19 protein-coding genes are annotated in these 21,995 nt (G+C 69.8%); 8 read left to right on the top strand and 11 right to left on the bottom strand.

All coding sequences use genetic code 11. From position 1 onward, the window contains the following. Nucleotides 1–75 precede the first annotated feature (75 nt). Entirely contained in the window at nucleotides 76–693 is a 618-nt protein-coding gene (locus tag WT53_RS24340; RefSeq protein ID WP_059827990.1) for a glutathione S-transferase family protein, read from the top strand. Nucleotides 694–741: 48 nt separating this feature from the next. Here the strand turns inward: WT53_RS24340 and WT53_RS24335 are convergent, their stop codons facing one another. From WT53_RS24335 to WT53_RS24315, 5 genes are all read right to left on the bottom strand, one after another. After that, nucleotides 742–1,470, bottom strand: coding sequence for an HAD family hydrolase (locus WT53_RS24335; RefSeq protein ID WP_060261903.1), 729 nt, complete (start codon nucleotides 1,468–1,470; stop codon nucleotides 742–744). 24 nt (nucleotides 1,471–1,494) lie between these two features. Then, nucleotides 1,495–2,466, bottom strand: coding sequence for an ornithine cyclodeaminase family protein (locus WT53_RS24330; RefSeq protein WP_060261901.1), 972 nt, complete (start codon nucleotides 2,464–2,466; stop codon nucleotides 1,495–1,497). A 105-nt stretch (nucleotides 2,467–2,571) separates the two neighbouring features. Next, nucleotides 2,572–3,702, bottom strand: a complete 1,131-nt coding sequence (locus WT53_RS24325; RefSeq protein ID WP_060261897.1) for a DSD1 family PLP-dependent enzyme — start codon at nucleotides 3,700–3,702, stop codon at nucleotides 2,572–2,574. A 129-nt stretch (nucleotides 3,703–3,831) separates the two neighbouring features. After that, on the bottom strand, nucleotides 3,832–4,791 hold the full coding sequence (locus tag WT53_RS24320; RefSeq protein ID WP_060261893.1) for a LysR substrate-binding domain-containing protein: 960 nt from the start codon (nucleotides 4,789–4,791) through the stop codon (nucleotides 3,832–3,834). Between the two features lie 138 nt (nucleotides 4,792–4,929). Further along, complete coding sequence (locus tag WT53_RS24315; protein WP_060261890.1) at nucleotides 4,930–5,844, bottom strand: NAD(P)/FAD-dependent oxidoreductase; 915 nt, start codon at nucleotides 5,842–5,844, stop codon at nucleotides 4,930–4,932. A 140-nt stretch (nucleotides 5,845–5,984) separates the two neighbouring features. On the opposite strand from WT53_RS24315, the gene WT53_RS24310 reads away from it, so the two are divergent. The 4 genes from WT53_RS24310 to WT53_RS24295 all read left to right on the top strand — a co-directional run bounded on the left by WT53_RS24310 (nucleotide 5,985) and on the right by WT53_RS24295 (nucleotide 11,903). Continuing rightward, a complete protein-coding gene (locus WT53_RS24310; RefSeq protein ID WP_034205473.1) occupies nucleotides 5,985–6,425 on the top strand; it encodes an Rrf2 family transcriptional regulator in 441 nt (146 codons plus the stop codon). A 251-nt stretch (nucleotides 6,426–6,676) separates the two neighbouring features. Further along, the gene (locus WT53_RS24305) at nucleotides 6,677–7,279 is read left to right on the top strand and encodes a DUF2760 domain-containing protein (protein ID WP_059830449.1); all 603 of its coding nucleotides are present in this window, start codon (nucleotides 6,677–6,679) and stop codon (nucleotides 7,277–7,279) included. After that, nucleotides 7,276–9,117: an Hsp70 family protein gene (locus tag WT53_RS24300; RefSeq protein ID WP_060261886.1), complete on the top strand. Its 1,842-nt coding sequence runs from the start codon at nucleotides 7,276–7,278 to the stop codon at nucleotides 9,115–9,117. The genes WT53_RS24305 and WT53_RS24300 overlap by 4 nt, the downstream gene beginning before the upstream one ends. A gap of 5 nt (nucleotides 9,118–9,122) precedes the next feature. Continuing rightward, on the top strand, nucleotides 9,123–11,903 hold the full coding sequence (locus WT53_RS24295; protein WP_060261882.1) for an Hsp70 family protein: 2,781 nt from the start codon (nucleotides 9,123–9,125) through the stop codon (nucleotides 11,901–11,903). A gap of 193 nt (nucleotides 11,904–12,096) precedes the next feature. Here the strand turns inward: WT53_RS24295 and ctlX are convergent, their stop codons facing one another. Both ctlX and WT53_RS24285 read right to left on the bottom strand, forming a co-directional pair. After that, nucleotides 12,097–13,101, bottom strand: a complete 1,005-nt coding sequence (ctlX, locus tag WT53_RS24290; RefSeq protein WP_034205469.1) for a citrulline utilization hydrolase CtlX — start codon at nucleotides 13,099–13,101, stop codon at nucleotides 12,097–12,099. A 59-nt stretch (nucleotides 13,102–13,160) separates the two neighbouring features. Continuing rightward, entirely contained in the window at nucleotides 13,161–14,240 is a 1,080-nt protein-coding gene (locus tag WT53_RS24285) for an ornithine cyclodeaminase (RefSeq protein WP_034205468.1), read from the bottom strand. Nucleotides 14,241–14,535: 295 nt separating this feature from the next. Between WT53_RS24285 and WT53_RS24280 the strand changes: the two genes are divergently transcribed. Beyond that, a complete protein-coding gene (locus WT53_RS24280; RefSeq protein ID WP_034205467.1) occupies nucleotides 14,536–14,967 on the top strand; it encodes an Lrp/AsnC family transcriptional regulator in 432 nt (143 codons plus the stop codon). Nucleotides 14,968–15,002: 35 nt separating this feature from the next. Here the strand turns inward: WT53_RS24280 and WT53_RS24275 are convergent, their stop codons facing one another. Genes WT53_RS24275 through WT53_RS24260 form a run of 4 tightly spaced genes read right to left on the bottom strand, consistent with a single transcriptional unit; the run spans nucleotide 15,003 to nucleotide 18,590 of the window. After that, complete coding sequence (locus WT53_RS24275) at nucleotides 15,003–15,596, bottom strand: peroxidase-related enzyme (RefSeq protein ID WP_034205466.1); 594 nt, start codon at nucleotides 15,594–15,596, stop codon at nucleotides 15,003–15,005. Next, nucleotides 15,593–16,123, bottom strand: coding sequence for a CMD domain-containing protein (locus WT53_RS24270; protein WP_034205465.1), 531 nt, complete (start codon nucleotides 16,121–16,123; stop codon nucleotides 15,593–15,595). Before WT53_RS24270 ends, WT53_RS24275 begins: the two co-directional genes overlap by 4 nt. Next, nucleotides 16,120–17,580: an NAD(P)-binding domain-containing protein gene (locus WT53_RS24265; RefSeq protein ID WP_034205464.1), complete on the bottom strand. Its 1,461-nt coding sequence runs from the start codon at nucleotides 17,578–17,580 to the stop codon at nucleotides 16,120–16,122. Before WT53_RS24265 ends, WT53_RS24270 begins: the two co-directional genes overlap by 4 nt. Beyond that, nucleotides 17,577–18,590, bottom strand: a complete 1,014-nt coding sequence (locus tag WT53_RS24260) for a LysR family transcriptional regulator (RefSeq protein WP_034205463.1) — start codon at nucleotides 18,588–18,590, stop codon at nucleotides 17,577–17,579. The genes WT53_RS24265 and WT53_RS24260 overlap by 4 nt, the downstream gene beginning before the upstream one ends. 355 nt (nucleotides 18,591–18,945) lie before the next feature. Between WT53_RS24260 and WT53_RS24255 the strand changes: the two genes are divergently transcribed. After that, complete coding sequence (locus WT53_RS24255; protein WP_060261879.1) at nucleotides 18,946–20,139, top strand: ABC transporter substrate-binding protein; 1,194 nt, start codon at nucleotides 18,946–18,948, stop codon at nucleotides 20,137–20,139. A gap of 39 nt (nucleotides 20,140–20,178) precedes the next feature. Then, nucleotides 20,179–21,990: an ABC transporter permease gene (locus WT53_RS24250; RefSeq protein WP_034205461.1), complete on the top strand. Its 1,812-nt coding sequence runs from the start codon at nucleotides 20,179–20,181 to the stop codon at nucleotides 21,988–21,990. Nucleotides 21,991–21,995: the final 5 nt, after the last annotated feature.

The raw sequence follows: 21,995 nt of genomic DNA, 5'->3' as shown, positions 1-21,995 counted from the left end.
CGCTGCGTGTCGCCCGGTTCGCTGCGCGTGGCCCGGATACGGGCTTTTTTCCGACGTTCTGGATGGAGATTGGCGATGAAGCTTTACGGATTTGCCGGCACCCGCTCGCAACGGGCGCTGTGGGGGCTGAAGGAACTGGATGCGGATTTCGAATTCGTGTCGGTCAACCTGCTCGAGGGCGAACACAAGCGGCCCGAATTCCTGCGTCTCAATCCGGCCGGCAAGGTGCCCGTGCTGGTGGACGGCGACCTCGTGATTCCCGAATCGGCCGCGATCGTGCTGTATCTCGCGGACAAATACCCGGAGAAGGCGCTGCTGCCCGTCGATCCGGTGCTGCGGGCGCAGGCCTATCGGTGGATCATGTTCGCGGTGACGGAGCTCGAGCAGCCGCTGTGGCGGATCACGCGGCATACGTTCCTCTATCCGCCGGAGAAGCGCTCGCCGGCCGATATCGAACTGGCGCGCGAGGATTTCGCCACGATGGCCGTCATTCTCGACAAGCATCTCGAAGGGCGCGAGTTCATCGTCGGCGATGCGCTGACGGTGGCCGATTGCGTGACGGCCTACCTGATCGACTGGGCGAACGAATGCCACCTGATCGAACCGTTCCCGCAATTGCGCGCGTATCTCGAACGGCTGTATGCGCGACCGAAGGCGCCGCAGCGGATCGCGGAGGCGAGGCAGGCGGCGTGATACGGGTGGCGGGTCATGCGCAGCATCGGCATGACTCGCCGCGTTCGCTTACGAGCGCGACACCGTGTCGGGCCCGCCAAGCGCACGGCACAGCATTGCCAGATCGCGCAACGTGAGATGCGGCGTCGCCGGATGCCGCGGCGCCCGTTCTCCTTCGTCCCGAGGCTCGCGCACGACCCATGCGGCCTGAAGCCCCGCATTCAATGCGCCGACGATATCGAGGTGGAAATCGTCGCCGACATGCAGCAATTCGGCCGGACGGACGTCGAGCGCGGCCGCCGCCGCATGGAAGATCTCGGGTGCCGGCTTGGCGAAGCCGAAGGCACGCGCGCTGAGCGTCGTGCGGAAGAATTCGCCGCCGCCGGTCAGCCGCAGATCCGCGTTGCCGTTGGTGACCGCGATCAACGGAAAGCGGACGCTCAACCACGCCAGCGCCGGCAGCGCGTCTTCGTAGAATTCGACGCGATTGCGCGCCGCGTAGAAGACGTCGTAAGCACGGTCGGTCAGCGAGACGTCTTCGTTCGCGCGTTCCAGCGCGAGCCGGATCGACCCGATTCTCATCGCGCGATAGTCGCCGGCGAGTTCCGGGTATAAACGTTCGTATTCCTCACGTAGCGCACTGAGTGCCTGTTGCGTCGGCAGCACGCTCGCGGTATTGGGCGCGTGCTCGATCAGCCATGCGCGAAGCGTCGCCTCGGCCCGGACGACGGACGGCCCGAACGGCCACAGGGTGTCGTCGAGGTCGAACGAGAGGGCGGAAACTTTGGCGAGACGCATGGCGGCGGAAAGCGGGAAGTCGTTTTACCAGGGCCACGGAACGGAGGTTCCGGTGCCGTGGTCGAGGGCATGCCGATACAGCAAGCGCGCGACGGTCAGATCCTGAAGCGCGAGCCCGGTCATGTCGAAGACGGTGATCTCGTGCGCGGCACGGTCGACCGACGTCGCTCCCGAGAGGATGTCGCCGATTTCCGTGCGCGGCAAATCGGGCGCCCACTGGCACTCGCCGATGCTGCGCGCCTGGTCGTGATCGTCCACGACGATGCGCGCGCGTTGCAGCACGCCCGCGGGAAGTTCGCGCTTGCCCGCGGTATCGGCGCCCACGCAGGTCAGGTGGGTGCCCGGCTGAACCGCATCCGCGTCGAACAACGCGCCGCCGCCGGGCGTGGCCGTGATCACCACGTCGCTATGGGCGACCGCCTCGTTCCGGTCGCGCGCCACGCCGATCTCGCACCGTTCGACGAAGTGCGATTCGAACGCCGGGTCCGGCTCGCCGCTGACGTTCACGTACTGCACCGTGCACCGCCGCGGCAGCAGCCCGAGCGCGTAGTCGAGCTGCACGCGCGCCTGCACGCCGGCGCCGAACACGCAGATCCGCGTGCTGTCGCGGCGCGCGAGCAACTGCAGCCCGAGGCCGCCCGCGGCGCCGGTCCGCGCGGTGGTGATCGCGTTGCCGTCCATGATGCACAGCGGCCTGCCCGTCGCCGGATCGAACAGCGCGACGGTGGCCTGATGCGGCTCGCCGCCGCGTGCCCGGTTGCCCGGCCAGAACCCGGCCGCCTTGAAGCCGAGCAGATCCTGACCGGCGACGTCGCCCGACTTGATGCCGAACACGCCGCCGGTATGCAGCTTCTCGCGCACCACCGGGAATACGCGTCCGGCCCGTTGACCGTGCAGCACGAAGGCTTCGCGGACGGCCGCCATCACTTGCCCGGCCTGCAGGGCGGGCTCGACGGCATCGCGGTCGAGGAGAAGGAGGCGGGCGTCGGTCGGCATGATGGGGGCCTGTTCGGCACGAGACGAATCGATAATTTTTAAATTTTGTCCAGAACTGGACAAACAGTCAATGCCGGATGACACGGCATGGCCGCCGGACTTCGCTCACCAGCCGTAGAAGCGCGGCCACGTCTGCGCGTCGCCGTCGTCGCCGATGGCCTGGTATTCGGGATGTTGCGCACCGGTGGCGCATGCGTGATTCGGCAGGATGCGCAGGCGCGTGCCGATCGGGAACCGCTGCGCGATACCCGTATCCGGCGCGCCCGTGCGCGACACGATCCCGTGTTCCTGGTTGGCGGCGCTCATCAGGTAGTCGCCGAGCACGTCGCCGGTTTCGGTGCAGATCTGCCCGTAGCCGAAATCGCGCGCCTGGCGCTGCGTGCCGCGGTCGCGGCTCATCGCCATCCAGCCCGCGTCGACGATCGCCCAGCCTTTCTCTTCCTGATGGCCGATGACGGTCGTCAGCACCGACAGCGCGATGTCGGACAGTGCGCACACGCCGATGTTGTGCATCACGAGGTCGAACATCACGTACACGCCGGCGCGCACTTCGGTCACGCCGTCGAGCCGTTGCGCCGCCAGCGCGGTGGGCGTCGATCCGATACTCACGACCGGGCACGGCAAGCCGGCGGCCCTCAGGCGCTCCGCGGCCCGCACGGTGCGGCTGCGCTCCTGTTCGGCGAGCGCGACCAGCGCCTCGTGCGTGTCGTATTCGTAGCTGGAGCCCGCGTGGGCCAGCACGCCGCCGAGCAGCATGCCGCCGTCGGTCAGCGTGCGGCCGACGTCGATCAGCCGGTCGGATTCGGGCGGGATGCCCGAGCGGTGGCCGTCGACGTCGACCTCGATCCACACGTCGAAACGTTCGCCGTGCTCGCGCCCGAAGGCGGCGATCGCGTGCGCGGCCGGCAGGCTGTCGGCGACGATCTTCAGGTCGCAGCCCTGCCGGCGCAGCGCAAGCGCCTGGCCGAGCCTGGCGGGCACCATGCCGACCGCATAGACGATGTCGCGGATGCCGTCGGCGAAGAACTGCTCGGCTTCCTTGAGCGTCGACACCGTGATGCCTTGCGCGCCCGCCGCGAGCTGCGCGTCGACGACGTGCCGGCATTTGGTGGTCTTGACGTGCGGCCGGAACCGGACGCCGAGTGCGTCGAGATGCGTCTGCATGCGCGCGATGTTGCGACGCATGCGGCCGACATCGATCAATGCGGCCGGGGTATTGAGCGTGTGAAGGTCCACGATAGGTCCGATTGCGAGGTTGTCGAGGTGGACACTGTAGGGCAGTCGGCCCGTATCGTGCTTAATGCAGGACTAATCTGCCATTAAGCCGGATTTAATGGGCTGAATCTCGCGGATCGCGCCCCCGGCTCACGCCTTGCCGCGCCACGGCGGCGGATCGAGAAACCGCCGCGCGGCGTCGAGAAACACGCGCTGCCGCGCGGAGCGGCCGGTACGCGACGGCAACAGCGCCGTCACCGGCGCGGGCGGCAGGTTCCAGCCGGGCAGCAACCGGACGAGCTTGCCGTTCGCGAGCAGCGGCGCGACGTCCCACTCGGAGCGTTCGACGATACCGAGCCCGGCGAGCGCCCATTCGGTGATGACGGTGCCGTCGTTCGACGACAGCGCGCCGGTGACGCGGATGACGGCGGACCGCCGCGATTCGCCCTTGACGCCGCTGCCGGGCGAGAAGCGCCAGCGCGGGATGTCTTCGTCGTTCTCGCGCAGGCACAGGCAGTCGTATCGCGCCAGATCGGACGGATGGTTCAGGTCCTCGATGCGGCGCGCGTACGCGGGGCTCGCGCACAGGAAGCGCTCGTTGGGCGCGAGCGGATAGCCGATCCACGACGACGACTTGAGGCTGCCGACATGGACGACCACGTCGGCCCCCGCCGCGCTGGTCAACGGGCTTTCCGACAGGTGGAGCGAGATGTCGAGTTTCGGATGCGCACGGTGCAGGTCGCGCACGATCCGGGCGACGTACTTGCGGCCGAAGCCGAGCGGGGCGACGACGCGCAGCGTGCCCTGCACGTCGCCGTGGTCGCCCGCGATGCCGACCGGCAGCGCCTCCACGCGCTCGAGAATGCCGACGGCTTCCTGATACAGCCGCTGCCCTTCGTCGGTGAGCGCGATGCCTTTCGGCTGCCGCACGGCGAGCCTGGCGGACAGGCGCGCCTCCATCCGCTGCAGGCGGATCGTGACCGCGGGCGGCGTGAGATCGAGCAGGCGGGCGGCGGCGGCCAGCGAGCGCGACGTGCCGATCGCGCGGACGAGTCGAAGGTCGTCGAGGTCGAGCATTTCATGGCTCTTGATGCGGATGATGGCGAGCATTAAACAGCACATCGCGCGGCGAAGCCATCGGCGTGGCACGGGACGACGCCGACGAGGACCACCCGAACGCGTCTGTCACGTTCGTCCGATACATTGAGTTTTCCGAATCGATCGTGACGCCGCGCTTACCGCACCCGCCTACGCGTCCAGCCCGAAAATCAGCGACCGGTGTGCGCCCACGCCGGCCGCCACGCCCGATGCCGAGGCGAACGTCGCATTGGTCATCAGGCTCGATGCGTCGCCGGCCGCATACACGCCGGCGACGCTCGTCTGCTTCCACGTATCGACGCGAATCGCGGGGCCGAGCGGCCCTTCGTCGAACGCGCAGCCGAGCTGTTGCGCGAGGTCGCTCGCCATGGTCGTGCGCGCGCCGATGAACAGCGCGTCGATCGGCACGACCTGACCGTCGGCGAGCCGCAGCGCGTCGATACGCGGCGCATCGCCGAGGATCTCGACGACCGGCGAGCGCTCGATGCGCACGCCGCGCGCAGCGAGCAACGCGGCCTCCTCTTCATTTGCTTCGACCACGCCCTGCGTGAACCATGTCGTCGGGCCCCAGTCCGGAATCAGGATCGCCTGATGGACCGACAGCGGATGCGTGGCGAGCACGCCGAGCCGCTGGCCGCCGACCTCGTACCCGTGGCAGTACGGGCAGTGCAGCACGCTGATGCCCCAGCGTTCGGCGAGCCCGGGCAGCGCCGGCAGTTCGTCGCGGATGCCGGTCGCGAGAATCAGCCGGTCCGCGCTCGCGTGGCGGCCGTCGGCCAGCGTCACGTCGAAGCGCCCGTCCGCGCCGCGTTCGGCGGTGCGGACCTCGCCGTCGACGCGCTGCACGGTCGGATACGCGGCGAGCTGCGCGCTTGCTTCGGCGACGATCTGTGCGGGCGGCTTGCCGTCCTGCCCGAAGAAGCCATGCGCGTGTTCCGCAAAGCGGTTGCGCGGCCGGCCGGCGTCGATCACGAGCACGCGGCGGCGTGCCCGCGCCAGTTGCATCGCGGCCGACAACCCGGCAAAGCTGCCGCCGATCACGATCACTTCATGATGGGAATGCATGCATCGACTCCTTTCTGAACTTGCGTGAATGACCACGTGCTCCGCTGGCGCGGTAACTCATGAAACACGAGAAGTTGCATGATAGGGCGATGATATCATTCACGCAACTTCAGAAGTTTCGAGAAAAGGGAGACCCGCCCGTGAGATCCGACAGCCGTTTGTCGCGCATGCTGCATGCGCTGATCCACATGGACCAGGCCGACGGCCCGCTGACGTCGGAGACGATCGCGACGATGCTGTGCACGAACCCGGTCGTCGTGCGGCGCCTGCTCGGCGGGTTGCGCGATTGCGGGTACGTGCAGTCGGAGAAGGGGCACGGCGGCGGCTGGGCGCTGAGCGTCGCGCTCGACGACATCACGCTGCTCGATGTCTATCGCGCGGTGGGCGAGCCGCCGCTGTTTTCCGACCTGGTGTCCGAGGATGCGCCCGAGTGCCTGGTCGAGCAGGCCGTCAACGCGCATCTGACGGTGACACTGAAGGAGGCCGAAGCCTCGCTGCTCGCGCGCTTCGGCGAAGTCACGCTCGGCATGCTGTCGCGCGATTTCGAAGCGAAGGCGGCCCGGCGGCGCAAGCCGCGCTGACGCGTCGCAGCATCGCGCTCGGGGCGCGCCCGACTGGCGATCCGGCGCGGCCGAAACTGCCGCGCCGCGGTGTTCTGTCCCCCGACTTCTGCCCGGTTCGCCCGCCACAGGGCAAAATACGGGTTTTCCGCACCCGCGAGGGCGCGTTCGAATCACGCGCCGGGCGGCGGCAGTGCGCATTCCGCACGTTGCCGCCGGGCGCCCAGGCAAGATCGCTCGCCGTGCTGCGAGCCCACAGGAGTCCAGACCCCATGCCCGAATCCAACCTGTCCTTCTTCGGCCGGCTGTCGCTGGCCGTCGGCACGTTCTTCTCCGTGCTCGGCAACCGCGAGTTCGCGGCCGAAGTGCTGCGCGTGCGCGACGGCGTCCCGGCGGCGGCGCCGGTTGCCCCGGCCCCGGCAGCGCCGGCACCCGCTGCTGCGCCGGCACCGGCCGCGGCGCCCGTGAAGGCGCCGGCCCCCGAGCTGCGCGAAGCGAGCCCGCAAGCCGCCCTGCAACTGCTCGGCCTGCTGCAACGCGATGCGCGCTTCATCGATTTCGTCGAGGAAGACATCGCCGGCTACGCGGACGCCGACATCGGCGCCGCCGCGCGCCTCGTACACGACGGCTGCCGCGCCGCGCTGCGCGAACACTTCACGATCGTGCCGGTGCGCGACGAAGCCGAAGGCAGCCGCGTGACGCTGCCGGCCGGTTTCGACGCGACGGCCGTGCGCGTGACGGGTAACGTGGTCGGCGCCGCGCCGTTCACCGGCACCGTCAGCCATCGCGGCTGGCGCGTGTCCGACGTGCGCCTGCCGAAGCTGACGGGCAGCCACGACGCCTCGGTGATCGCGCCGGCGGAGGTGGAACTGTGAGCGATCCGCGCTATTCGATCGGCATCGACCTCGGGACGACCCACTGCGCGCTGTCGTACGTCGACAGCAGCACGAGCGACGGCGAAAAGATCGTGCAGCAGGTGCTGCCGATCGCGCAGCTCACCGCGCCCGGCGCGCTGGAATCGCGCGACCTGCTGCCGTCGTTCCTTTACCTGCCGCATGAAAGCGAGCTGACGCAGGGCGACCTGACGCTGCCGTGGACGGCTTCGCGTGCGTTCGCGGTCGGCGAAATGGCGCGCACGCGCGGCGCCGGCACGCCGATCCGCCTCGTGTCGAGCGCGAAGAGCTGGCTGTGCCACCCGGGCGTCGACCGTCGCGCGGCGATCCTGCCGAGCGATGCGCCGCCGGAAGTGGCGCGCGTGTCGCCGCTGGAAAGCTCGATTCGCTACCTGACGCACCTGCGCGAGGCGTGGGACCACGCGCATCCCGACGCGCCGTTCGCCGACCAGGACGTGACGGTCACGATCCCCGCATCGTTCGATCCGGCCGCGCGCGAACTGACGGCGGAAGCCGCGCGGGCCGCCGGCTATTCGCGGATGACGCTGCTGGAAGAGCCGCAAGCGGCGCTCTACAGCTGGATCCAGAAGAGCGAAGGCGGCTGGCGCAAGCAGGTGCAGGTCGGCGACCTGATCCTGTGCGTCGACGTCGGCGGCGGCACGACCGACCTGTCGCTGATCGCGGTGGTCGAGCGCGACGGCAACCTCGAACTGCATCGCGTGGCCGTCGGCGAGCACATCCTGCTCGGCGGCGACAACATGGACCTCGCGCTCGCGCACGTGGTCGCGCGCAAGCTCGCGCAGCAGGGCACGCAGGCCGATCCGTGGCAACTGCGCGCGCTGACCTACGCGTGCCGCTCGGCCAAGGAAACGCTGCTGTCGGACCCGACCACCGACACGGTGCCGCTCGTCGTGCCGAGCCGCGGCTCGAAGCTGATCGGCGGCTCGATCCGCACCGAGCTGACGCGCGCGGAACTCACGCAGACGATCCTCGAAGGCTTCTTCCCGCAAGTCGACGCCGCCGCGCGCCCGGTGAGCCGCGCGCGCGTCGGCCTGACGCAGCTCGGTCTGCCGTATGCGCAGGACGCCGGCATCACGCGCCATCTCGCGGCGTTCCTCGGCCGCCAGGTCGCGGCGCTCGACACGCTCGAAGGCGTCCAGCGCACGCTGCCGCCCGGCGCGACGTTTCTGCATCCGACCGCCGTGCTGTTCAACGGCGGCGTGTTCAAGTCGACGCTGCTCACGCAGCGCGTGCTCGACACGCTCAACGGCTGGCTCGCCGCCGAAGGCGCGCCGCCCGCACGCCTGCTCGAAGGCGCCGATCTCGATCTCGCGGTCGCGCGCGGCGCGGCGTATTACGGCTACGTGAAGCGCGGCCGTGGCGTGCGCATTCGGGGCGGCACGGCGCGCGCGTACTACGTCGCGATCGAATCGGCGATGCCCGCGGTGCCGGGGCTCGAGCCGCCGGTGCAGGCGCTGTGCGTCGCGCCGTTCGGGATGGAGGAAGGCTCGGACGCGGCGCTGCCGCCGCAGGAGTTCGGCCTCGTCGTCGGCGAACCGGTGCAGTTCCGCTTCTTCGGTTCGTCGGTGCGCCGTCAGGATCAGGTCGGCACGCTGCTCGACTACTGGTCGCCGGACGAACTGCAGGAACTGGAAGAAATCCAGGCGACGCTGCCCGCCGAAGGGCGTACGGTCGGCGAAGTCGTGCCGGTGAAGCTGCATGCGCGCGTGACCGAAGCCGGCACGCTCGAACTCGAGGCGATCCCGAGCGGCACGAACGAGCGCTGGAAGGTCGAGTTCGACGTGCGCGGCGCCGCCTGAGCACGATGAAGCGTTATACGGTCGGCATCGACCTCGGTACGAGCAACACCGTCGTCGCATACGTCGAGGCCGGTTCCGACGCGATCCGCGTGTTCGACGTCGAGCAACTGGTCGGGCCGGGCGCGGTGGCCGCGCAGCCGCTGTTGCCGTCGGTGCGCTATCACCCGGCGGCCGGCGAGTTGCCGCCGGACGCGCTGCGCTTGCCGTGGCAGGCGGCCGGCGCGCGCGGCGCGCTCGCCCATTCGGGCGGCGGCCGTGACGGCGGTGCGGACGACGCGCCGCCGGCCGTGATCGGCCGTTACGCGCGCACGCTTGGTGCGCAGGTGCCGGGCCGGCTCGTGTCGAGCGCGAAGAGCTGGCTGTCGCACGCGTCGGTCGACCGGCTCGCGGCGATCCTGCCGTGGGGCGCGGCCGACGGCGTCGACAAGGTGTCGCCGGTCGATGCGAGCGCGAGCTATCTCGCGCATGTGCGCGACGCGTGGGACGCGCACTTTCCCGATGCGCCGCTCGCGAAGCAGGACGTGATCCTGACGGTGCCCGCGTCGTTCGACGACGGCGCGCGCGCGTTGACCGTCGAGGCCGCGCGACGCGCGAAGCTGCCGGCGCTGCGATTGCTGGAAGAGCCGCAGGCCGCGTTCTACGACTGGCTGTACGGCCAGCGCGACACGTTGCGCGACACCTTCGCCGCCGCGCGGCGCGTGCTGATCTGCGACGTCGGCGGCGGCACGACCGACCTCACGCTCGTCGACGTCGCGCCGGGCGACGATGGCGAGCCGACCTTCACGCGCGTCGGCGTCGGCAACCATCTGATGCTCGGCGGCGACAACATGGACCTCGCGCTCGCGCGCCTGATCGAGACGCGGCTGACCGAGCCCGGTACGCGGCTGTCGGCCGCGAGCCTGTCGCAGCTCGTCGAGCGCTGCCGCGCGGCGAAGGAGCGGCTGCTCGGCGACGACGCGCCGGCGTCCGTCACCGTCACGCTGCTCGGCGCGGGCAGCAAGCTCGTCGGCGGCGCGCGCTCGGCCGAACTGACACGGCAGGAAGTCGAGCGGATCGTCGTCGACGGGTTCTTTCCGCAGGTCGATGCCGGCGAACTGCCGCGCCGTGCTCGCGCGGCGATCGTCGAATTCGGCTTGCCGTATGCGAGCGACGCGGCCGTCACGCGTCACATCGCCGCATTCCTGACGCGTCATGCGGAAGGCCCGCTGCCGGACACGCTGCTGCTCAACGGCGGCGTGTTCCGCGCGGGCGCGCTCGCCGACCGTCTCGCGCAGACGCTCGGCGCGTGGCGCGGCGCGCCGCTCGACGTACTGCACAACGCGCATCCCGACGTGGCCGTCGCGCGCGGCGCGGTGGCCTACGGGCTCGCGCGTGCCGGTCATGCGCCGCGCATCGGCGGCGGCTCCGCGCGCAGCTATTTCCTCGTGCTCGACGATGGCGCGGACGATTCGGCCGCACGCGGCGTCTGCCTGCTGCCGCGCGGCGCGGAGGAGGGCCGCGAGATCCGGCTCGACGATCGCACGTTCGCGCTGCAGCTCGGGCAGCCGGTGCGTTTTCACCTCGTGTCGACGGTGGCCGACCCGCAATATCGACCCGGCGATCTCGTCGATCTCGACGGCGGCGATTTCGTGCGGCTGCCGCCGATCGCGACGGTCGTCGACGCGAAGGCGGGCAGCGACGCACGCGCCACGCCGGTGAAGCTCACCGCGTCGCTGACCGAGGTCGGCACGCTCGAAATGCATTGCATCGCGACCGACGACGCGGCGCGCCGCTGGCGGCTCGAATTCCAGTTGCGCGGCGATGCGCCGGTTCACGGCGACGATGCCGCGGCCACGCGGCATCCGCGTCTCGACCAGGCGATCGCGTTGATCGAGCGCTCGTTCGGCAGCAAGGCCGCAGGCGTGACGCCGAAGGACACGCGCCGGTTGCGCGCGCAACTCGAACAGGTGCTCGGCGCGCGCGAAGACTGGGACGTCGCGCTCGCACGCGAACTGTTCGACGCCTTGCTTGCGCGGGCGCGGCGGCGGCGTCGCTCGGCCGATCACGAGCGCGCCTGGCTGAATCTTGCCGGGTATTGCCTGCGTCCGGGTTTCGGCCATCCGCTCGACGCGTGGCGCATCGAGCAGCTGTGGCCGCTGTTCGACGACGGCATTCAATACGTGACCGACGCCCAGGTGTGGTCCGAGTGGTGGACGCTGTGGCGGCGCGTGGCCGGCGGCCTCGACGACGCCGCGCAGACGCAGGTGCGCGACGCGATCGCGTTCCTCGAACCGTCCGACGACAAGCGGCGCAAGCTGCCGTTCGATCCGGCCAAGGTCGGTCCGGCCGACATGACGCGGCTGTCCGCGTCGCTCGAGCGGCTGCCCGTCGAGCGCAAGGTCGAACTCGCCGAGCGCCTGATCGCGCAATTGCAGAAGCCGGCCGAACGTGCGTTGTGTGCGTGGGCGCTCGGGCGGATCGGTGCGCGTCGGCCGTTCTACGGCAGCGCGCACGGCGTCGTGCCGCCGGAAATCGTCATCGGCTGGCTCGATGCGCTGTTCGCGCTCGACTGGAAGCAGGTCGAGCCCGCGGCGTTCGCGGCGGCACAGATCGCGCGGATGACGGGCGACCGCTCGCGCGACCTGCCGGACGACACGCGTGAGGCCGTCGTCAAGCGCCTGGCGGCCGCGAATGCATCGGCGACGTGGATCGACATGGTTCGTGAAGCAATCGCGTTCGACGAAGCCGACACGGTGCGCGTATTCGGCGAGACGTTGCCGGCAGGGTTGAAGCTGCTGGCCGATTGAAAGCGCGACAGGGTGCTTCGATCTCATTCGGAGACCGAAGCATCACGTCAACCGCCAAGCGCCAAGCGCCAAGCGCCAAGCGCCAAGCGCCAACCGCCAACCGCCAACCGCCAACCGCCAACCGCCAACCGCCAACCGCCAACCGCCAACCGCCAACCGCCAACCGCGGCGCGATGCCGGAGCCTCGCTTCGTTCAGGCGTGCGGCACCGCATCGTGCCGCTTTTCCGCCGGTTCGACTGCGACGCCGTCACGCGCCGCCGTCGAACGCCGCGCCAGATGAATCCCCGCGAGCATGCAGCGCACCGACCCGCCGGCCAGTTCGATCGTCGGCACGTCGAGCGGCAGCAATCGCGCGGAGCGCTCGATCGTCGCACGCTGCGCCGGCGCGAGGCAATCGTATGCGCGCCGCGACAATGCGAGCACGCGGCCATCCTTCCCCGACAATTCCAGCGTATTGCCCGCGAAATTCGCGATCTGCGCGTGATCGAGCGCGATCACCGCGCGCCCCGTTTCGGTCAGGCGTTGCGCGATCTCGCCGCGGCGGCGGCTGTCGGCGATCAGGTCGAGGCCTACCATCGCGAACTCGGTGGCGATGCTCATCATCACGTTCGTGTGATAGATCGGCTTGCCGTTCGCATCGGCCGTGTCGAAGCAGATCGGCTCGAAGTTGAAATTCGTGCAGAAGCGTTCGAGCGCGACCGGATCGGCACGGCGCGAGCGTGCGGCGTACGCGATTCGCGCGACGTGGTCGAGCACCATCGCGCCGGTGCCTTCCAGGAACACGTCGTCGTATTCGAGGCCCGAGTAGTCGATCACGTCCTGCACGCGATACTCGGCCTTCAGCATCTCGATCACGTCCGCGCGCCGCTCGCGGCGGCGGTTCGGGCTGTGCATCGGATACAGCGCGACATGGCCGCCCGGGTGCGTCGAGAACCAGTTGTTCGGGAACACGGAGTCGGGCGTGTCGCGCTCGCCGTGGTCGTCGAACACGTGCACGCGCACGCCAGCATCGGCGAGCGTTTGCGCGGCGGCCGTGACTTCGTCGCGCGCGGCGGCCGACACCGCCGACGTGTCGCCCGCGCCGCCGCCGGCCGTGCGCTGGAACGCATTGTCGGCCGCGGTCTGCGGGTTCGGCAGGAAGCGGTGCGGCCGGATCATCACGACGGCGGACGGCGCCTGGATCGATACGAGATTCATGAAGGGCGGGAGCGAAGAGCAGGAAAACGGGCGGCGCACGGGCCGCCCGCGCGGAACGGTCAGCGCGCGAACGCGGCGACGGCTTCGGTCACGAACGCCGCGTGACCGTGCGCGATCGCGGCCGGATCGTCGATCAGCGCGAACAGGTTCTTCGGATCGACGGCCGGCGGAATCAGCGCGATCTCGACGCCCGCGTTGTGCTGCTGCGCGAGCGCATACAGGTAGCGCAGCGCCGAGTAATCCTCGAGCGCGAACCCGACCGAGTCGAACACCGTGACCTCGCTCGCGCGCTCGCGGCCGGCCGTCTCGCCTTGCAGCACGCGCCACAACTCGACGACGGGGAAGTCGCCCGGCATCTGCTGGATCTCGCCCTCGATGCGCGATTGCGGTTCGAATTCGACGAATACGCGGCCCGCGTTCAGCACGCCCGCCTCGAGCTCGGTCTTGCCCGGGCAATCGCCGCCGACGGCGTTCAGATGCATGCCGGGCTCGATCATGTCGGCCGTGACGATCGTCGCGTACGCCTTGTCGGCGGTGACGGTCGTCACGATGTCGGCGCCGCGCACGGCGTCGGCGGTCGATGCCGCGCGCACGACGCGCAACTTCGGATACGCGGCGAGGTTCTGCACGAGCTTGTCGGTCGCGCGCGGATCGACGTCGAACACGCGGATTTCGTCGATGTCGAGCAGCGTGTGGAACGCGATCGCCTGGAATTCGCTCTGCGCGCCGTTGCCGATCAGCGCCATCGTGCGCGAATCGGGCCGGGCGAGCGCCTGCGCGGCGAGGACCGACGTCGCGGCCGTGCGCAGCGCGGTGGTGAGCGTGAGTTCGGCGAGCAGCAGCGGGTAGCCGGTATCGACTTCGGCGAGCGCGCCGAACGCCATCACCGTGTGCATGCCGCGCGCCGCATTGACGGGGTGGCCGTTCACGTACTTGAACGCGAACAACGACGCGTTCGCGACGGGCATCAGTTCGATCACGCCGTCGCGCGAGTGGCACGCGACGCGCGGCGACTTGTCGAAATCGGCCCAGTGCAGGTAATCGGCGCGCAGCGTGTCGACGAGTTCGCGCAAGAACGTCGTGACGCCGGTTCGGGCGACCAGGCGGGCGGTGGCGGGAACGTCGAGGAAGCGAGTCATCGGTCTGTCTCCATGTTCGGTGCCGGTACGGGTGTCCGAGCGTTCGGGTCGGCCGGGCAGGGCGTCGGCGCGAATCCGGGCTTGCCGAAAAAAGCGGCGGCGCGGCGCGTCGGCCAGTCGATGGAGTCATTATTTCCGCGAGTCGAGCCAACAAAAAGACGGCAAAAGTGGCAGATTCCTCGGTAGACTTTGCACATTGCCAACCCATTCCGGCAGTTTGACCAGTTTGCGCGGGCCGCAACAGGCCGCCTTCGGCGCGCTGGCGGCCGGTTCACGCTCAACAGGAAGGCCGTTCATGATCACGCTCGACGACGTCGACCGTCAGCTCATCGCGCTGCTGCGCGACAACGCGCGACTGCCCGTCGTCGCGTTGGCGAAGGCATTGCGCGTGGCGCGCGCGACCGTGCAGAACCGGCTCACGCGGCTCGAGAAGAACGGCGTGATCGTCGGCTACACGGTGCGGCTCAAGCCGGCGGCCGACCGGCACCGGATCCGCGCGCTGATGTCGATCGCGGTGCAGGGCAATCGCGGCGCGGAAGTGGTGAAGGTGCTGCGCGGGCACCCGAACGTCGCGTCGATCCACAGCACGAACGGGCGCTGGGATCTCGTCGCCGAGTTGCATGCCGATTCGCTCGAGCACTTCGATCGCGTGCTCGGCGCGATCCGGTTGATCGACGGGATCGCGAATACCGAGACGAGTATTTTGTTGTCGACGCACAAGGCGTGACGCGGCCCCGGCCCGCGCCACGTCCTTCCGTGCGCTCAGCCATTGGCCGCCGGTGCCGGGAACACCGGCTCGCCGAGCGTCAGCATCAACCGGTTCGCCCACGCGAAGATCGCGATGGCGTGCGACAGGTCGAGAATCTCCTCGTGCGTCAACCCTTCGGCTTCGAGCGCCGCGATGTCGTGCTCGTCGATCGCATCGGGCCGTTCGGTCAACGCGATCGCATAGTGGACGATCGCGCGTTCGCGCGCCGTCGTGCCGGCCGTTGCCGGATCGTCGAACACCTGTTCGATCGCATCGGTGCGTTTCGCGAGCTGCGCGAAGCGCTGCGCATGCACCGACGCGCAGTACACACAGCCGTTCACGCGCGATACGGCCGTGCTCGCCAGTTCACGCTCCGCGCGCGACAACCCGCCGGGGCCGTACATGATCGCGTTGAACACGGCCGAGCGCTGCCGCAGGATCTCGGGAAGATGGACGAGCAGCAGGTAATAGTCGGACGTTTTCGCTTGCGGATGGCTCGCTTCGAGCACCGCGAGCTGATCGGGCGTCGCCGCGTCGAGCGACACCGTGTCGAGCCAGGCGCGCCAGCCGAGCGTATCGGACGTGAAGCCGTGGGCGGCAGTCGTCATGCGGCCTCCTTCGCGGTACGTGCCTGAAGCGCCCGCGCGGCAGCGGCGACGCGCAACTGATACGCGACGAACGCGACGAGCTGCGACAGCGCGACGATCGCGGGCGTCGTGAGTCCGGCCGACTTCAACGCGTCGAGGTCGGATGCGCGCGCGTCGGCCGGCGCGTGCGTCAGGCGTTTCGCGTGCAAGAGGATTGCGCCGAGGCGTCGAGGTAGCGCGTCGAACGCATCGGCATCCGCCCGTTCGATGTCGTCGAGCGTACCGCCTGCGTCGAGCAGCCGGGCGCGATAGATGTCGGCCAGCGCGTGCGCATTCGACTGCCGCGCGACATACCGCGCCGCATGCAGCCGTTCGATCGGCGAAAGATCGGGCAACGCGGGATCGAACAGCGCGGCTTCGCTCAGTTGCGTCGGCAACCGCACCTTGTCGCGGGCGCGGCGCAGCGTGGCGACGGCGTCGCCTTCGCGCAGGCCGGCTGCCGCGTCGATCGTATCCGGCACGACGGCCGGCGTGATGGAGTCAGTCATCGTTTCGGTTTTCCTTCGTCGTCAAAGTGATCGAGGGCATCGGCGTCGCGCCATTCGTCGCCCTGCAACTCCGCGTTCGCGTAGGCGACGAGTGCGTCGTAGTGGCGCTCGCGATCGGCATCGAACAAGCGGCTCGCGATGCCGCGTGCCAGCCGCTGCGCACCCGCGCTGATGGCCGGGATATCGCCGGACAGCTTGCCGTGGCTCAGGCTCGCCGCATGGTTGAAGCAATGGATTCGCGTGACGGCCGGGCAGGCGCCGCGCTCGCGCTCCTGGAACGCGAACGCGGGGCCGAGATCGGGCGACTCGGCCAGCTCGTCGAGCCACAGCGCCGGTTCCGGCCGATAGCGATCCTTCCAGCGCCGCACGTGTGCGCCGAACGACGCGAATTCCTCGCGCGTGGCCCAGTCCGAATGAAACCCCGTCGCGAAGATCAGGAAGTCGACCGTGTAGCGGCCGCGCGGTGTCGTCACTTCCAGCCCGTCCGCACGGTCGGCGAGCGTGTCGATCGGGCTGCCCGCATGGAAATGCGCATGGCCGTGGCGCGACACGCGCAGCACGCTGTCGCGCGGCGGTGGCGTTTGCGACGTCAGCGCGTAGTGCATGAAGCGCCACTTCGTCGCGTCGTCGAGATCCGCGTAGCCGTGCACGAGCCCCGGGCTGCCGATGCCCGTCAGCTTGTTGATGCGCGGAATGTCCGCGCGGCGGAAGAACAGGTCGACGCGGGCGGCGCCGGCTTCGAGCGCGGTGCCCGCGTTGTCGAACGCGGACGCGCCCGCGCCGACCACGCCGACGCGCTTGCCCGCGAGCGCGGCGAAGTCGATCGGCTCGGACGAATGGGCCCAGCGCATGCGCGGCGCGCGTTGCGCGACGGGCGGCACGTACGGACCGCCGAGCCCGTCGCGGCCGGTCGCGAGCACGACGTGCCGCGCGAGCAGCGTCCGCGCTTCGCCGTTGCCGCGCACGTCGAGCGCGAGCAGCCCGTCGTCGCGCGGGCGCAGCGCGACGAGCGCCGTGTCGTTGCGCACCTGCAGGTCGAGCACGCGCCGATACCAGCGCAGGTAGTCCATCCATTGCGGGCGCGGAATCTTGTAGAGCGCGTCCCATGCGTCGTGGCCGTATTGCGCTTCGAACCATGCGCGGAACGTCAGCGCGGGCAGGCCGAGCGCGGGGCCCGCAAGCTGCTTCGGAGAGCGAAGCGTCTCCATTCGCGCGAACGTGACCCACGGGCCTTCGTAGCCGGCCGGCGCGCGGTCGATCACGCACTGGTTGTCGATGCCGAGCAGGCGCAGCTCGGCGGAGGCCGCGAGCCCGGCCATGCCGCCGCCGACGATCGCGACGTCGAGCACGCGCGCGCCGTCCGCTTCGCGCGGCGGCACCCACGACGGCGCGGGCAGGTCGAGCCAGCGCAGGTCCTGCGCGAGCCGCGCTTCGAGTGCGTCGAGCGGGGTTGTCATGCGGCCTCCGGGCGCGCGCGGCGAGTCCGTGCCGGGCGAGGCGGGCGCGTCGCGCGATCGGTGCGCAGCCGGTCGCCGCGCAGCAGCGCGTCGTGCGCGGCGGCGTCGTGAAAGATCACGTCGTCGAGCAGCGCGCGCGTCGTGCGATGCAGCGCATCGAGCAGCGCATCGACGGCCGCCGTGCGTGCCTTGCCGGCCGGTGTTGCGACGCCGAATGCGAACGGGATGTCGACGTCGAGCGGGCGTGCGACGACGCCGTCCACCGGCAGCGCGACGCCCGTGGCCGGATCGACGATGCCGATCCCGATGCCCGCGCGCGCGGCCATGACCGCATTCAGCGACGCGTTGGTTTCGATGAATACGCGCGCTTCTACGCGCGCGGCGGCGAACGCCGCGTCGATCCGCTGGCGCAACCGGTGCCGGTTCGCGACCGTCACGATGCGGCGCCGCGCGAGGTCTCGCAGCGCGATGCGCGGCTTTGCCGCGAGCGGGTCGCCGGCGGGCAGCACGGCCACGCACGGCGTCTGCGCGATCCACTGCACGTCGAGCCCGGCATGCGCCATCGGCAGCGTGAGCACGCCGACATCGGCCGTGCCGGCCAGCACCTCGTGCACGACATGCTCGGCCGATTCGCTGCGCAATTGATAGTGCGGCGCATGCGCACCGTCGGGCAGCGCGGCGAGCGCGGCCGGTACGAGCGTGGCCGCGAGCGACGGCGTGGCCGCGATGCGCACGGGTTCGGCGCTTTCGTCGCCGAGCGCGCGCGCCCGCGCCTCGATCGCGCGCAGGCCGACCAGCGAGCGTTCGACTTCCTCGTACAGCAGGAACGCGCGTCGCGTCGGCGTGACGCGCGGGCCATGCCGGTCGAACAGCGCGTAGCCGAGATCGGCTTCGAGTTCCTGGATCTGCCGCGTGACGGCCGGTTGCGAGCGGCCGAGCAGTTCGCCCGCGCCGGTCACGCTGCCGGCCGACATGACCGCGGAAAAGGCTTCGAGTTGATGCAGCTCCATGACGCGTTCCGATGATGCAATTTGCGCATTGTAGGAGTGCGAGCATGCGCGATTCATATAATGATTTTTGCTATCGACAGCGGGAAAACTGCGAAGCGCGCGATTGCCGCGGCGGCCGGTCGGATGCGCATGCGCGCCGGTTGCACGGGGTGACGAGAACGAAACGTCAATCGAATCAACGCGATGCGGTGGGTGTTGGCACGTCGCTCGACGTGCGACGGATGGGCGGCCGTTCACGAGCGTCGCCTGCTTCGCGCCGCGTGCGATATCGATATGCGCAAAACTTCGTTGGATCGTCCTGAACCGGATGGTTACATGCCCTCACTCTTTTCGACTGACTGACGTTGGGGGACGCATGAACGTTTCGGGGAACGACGCGCGCGGCGCATGGCGACGCGTGCTGGGCACGGTGGCGGCGCTCGCTGCCGCATGGGGCTTGTCGACGGGCGGCGCGCTCGCGGCCGGCGTATCGGGCGAGCCGGTGGTGATCGGCGTGAGCGGGCCGCTCACGGGCCAGGACGCGCAATACGGCGAGCAGTGGAAGCGCGGCTTCGATCTCGCGCTCGACGAGATCAACAGCAGCGGCGGCATTCACGGCCGGCCGCTCGCGATCGACTTCCAGGACAGCCGCAGCGACCCGCGCCAGGCGGTGGCGATCGCGCAGAAGTTCGTCGCCGATCCGCGCATCGCGATCGAGCTCGGCGATTTCTCGAGCGCGACGTCGATGGCCGCGTCGCCGATCTACCAGCGCGGCCAGCTGGTGCAGTTCGGCTTCACGAATTCGCATCCGGATTTCACGAAGGGCGGCGATTATCTGTGGAGCACCGCGTTGAGCCAGGCCGAGGAGCAGCCGCTGCTCGCGCGCTACGCGGTGAAGGCGCTCGGCTTCAAGCGGATCGCGGTGCTGTATCTGAATACCGACTGGGGCCGCACCAGCAAGGACATCTTCGCGAAGGCCGTGACCGGGCTCGGCGCGCAGGTCGTGGCGGCCGAAGGCTACCAGCCGACGGAGAAGGATTTCCGCTCGACGCTCGTGCGGATCGGCGCGTCGCAGCCCGATTCGATCGTGCTGATCTCGTACTACGCGGACGGCGCGCAGATCGTGCGCCAGGCGCGCACGTCGGGCGTCGCGCTGCCGATCGCGGCGGTGGGCTCCGTGTATTCGCCGAAGTTCCTCGAACTGGGCGGCACGGCCGTCGAAGGCGTCTATACGGAATCGAACTTCTTTCCGGCCGAACCGCGCCCCGAGGTGCAGGCGTTCGTGCAGCGCTATCGTGCGAAATTCCACGCGGATCCCGATTCGTTCGTGGCGCGCGCCTACGATGCGCTGATCCTGTCGGCGGAAGTGCTGCGCCGCTACGGCACGACGCGCCAGGCCGCGCACGACGGTTTCGCGAAGGTCGCCGACGTGCCGAGCGTGATCTTCGGCAAGGTGCGCTTCGATCCGCAGACGCGCCGCGTCGCGGGCGCGCGCACCGTGTATCTGGTCGTGAAGCAGGGGCAGTGGGCGCTGTGGGACGGCGCGAAGCCGCAGCTCGCGGCGCGCTGAGCCCGACATGAACCGCCTGCACCTGACGGACGCATCGTGATGGCTTCCTGGCTCGACTACACGCTCAACGGCCTCATCGTCGGCAACATCTACGCGCTGCTCGCGGTCGGGCTCGCGCTGATCTTCGGCGTGTCGCACCTGATCAACTTCGCGCACGGCTCGGTGTACATGGTCGGCGCATTCATCGGCTGGCTCTGCCTGACGCGCTTCGGGCTGCCGCTGCCGCTTGCGCTCGCGGCGGTGGTCGTCGGCTGCGGCGCGCTCGGCATCGCGATCGAGCGGATCGGGCTGCGGCCGCTGCGCCATGCCGCGCGCATCGCGCCGCTGCTCGCGACGATCGGCATCAGCTTCATCCTCGACCAGCTCGCGCAACTCGCGTTCGGCGCGGACCCGCGCGCGGTGCCGACTCCGCTGCCCGACTGGCACGTGCGGATCGCCGGCGCGACGCTCGGCTCGCTCGACCTGCTGATCGCGGGCATCGGCCTCGCGGCGGCTGCGCTGCTGTACGGCTTCCTGCGCTTCACGCGGCTCGGCTGGGCCGTGCGCGCGACCGCGCAGGATCGCGACGCGGCGCTGCAGATGGGCGTCGACGTCGACCGCGTGAACCAGACCGTGTTCGCGATCGCGTGCGCGCTCGGCGGCGTGAGCGGGCTGCTGGTCGGCATGTACTACAACAGCATCGATCCGGCGATGGGCTTCCAGGCGACGCTGAAGGGCGTCGTCGCGCTGCTGATCGGCGGGCTCGGCAACGTGCCCGGCGCGATCGCCGGCAGCCTGCTGCTCGGTCTCGTCGAAAGCTACGGCGTCGCGCTGTTCGGCACCAGCTATCGCGACCTGTTCGCGTTCGGGCTGCTGATCGTGTTCCTCGTGTGGCGGCCGAACGGCTTGTTCAGCGCGAACCGCGCGCTGCCGCCGGAGCCGATGACCGGCACCTTCCTCGCCGCCGCGAAAGCCGTGCGCGTGCCGCGCCCGGTGCTCGTCGTGCTGATCGCGGCGGCGGCCGTGCTGCCGTGGCTCGGCGCATCGCCTTACGTGCTGCAGACGCTGACCAACGCGTGGCTGTACGGGTTGCTCGCGCTGAGCCTCACGCTCGTCGCGGGCACGGTCGGGCAGATCTCGCTCGGCCACGCCGCGCTGCTCGTGATCGGCGCGTATGCGTCGGCGCTGCTGTCGTCGGATCTCGGCTGGTCGCCCGCCGTGACGATTCCGTGCGCAGGCGCGGTCACGGCCGTGCTCGGCACGCTGCTCGTCTATCCGGCATTCCGGCTGCGCGGGCATTACGTGTCGATCGCGACGCTCGGCATCGGCGAAGTGGTGAGCCTCGTGATCCTGAACTGGGACGGCCTGACGCGCGGCCCGCTCGGCATCACCGGCATCGCGCCGCTGCCGTGGGCGACGACCGCGCGCGCCGCGTACTGGTTCACGCTCGCGGTGCTCGTCGTGTTCGCGCTCGTGCAGGTGCGGCTGCTGCGTTCGCATCTGGGCCGCACGCTGCGCGCGGTGCGCGAGGACGACGTCGCCGCGCGTGCGCACGGCATCGCGCCGAACCGCTACAAGGCGATCGCGTTCGCGGTCGGCGGCGTCGCGGCGGGCGTGAGCGGCGGGATCGCCGCGCACCTGTACAGCTACATCAATCACCAGACCTTCGATTCGCAGGTGTCGATCCTCGCGTTGACGATGGTGATCCTCGGCGGGCTCGGCAACGTGCTCGGCGGCATCGTCGGCGCGATCGCGCTGATCGGGCTGCCCGAGCTGTTCCGTTGGGCGGCCGACTACCGGATGCTGATCTACGGCCTCGTGCTGCTGCTGCTGGTCCGGTTCCGGCCGCAGGGCCTGCTCGGCACGGTGTGAGGAGG

The organism is Burkholderia sp. MSMB2157WGS (assembly GCF_001532755.1).
Taxonomy (GTDB): domain Bacteria; phylum Pseudomonadota; class Gammaproteobacteria; order Burkholderiales; family Burkholderiaceae; genus Burkholderia.
This window is presented reverse-complemented; position numbering and strand designations above follow the sequence as displayed.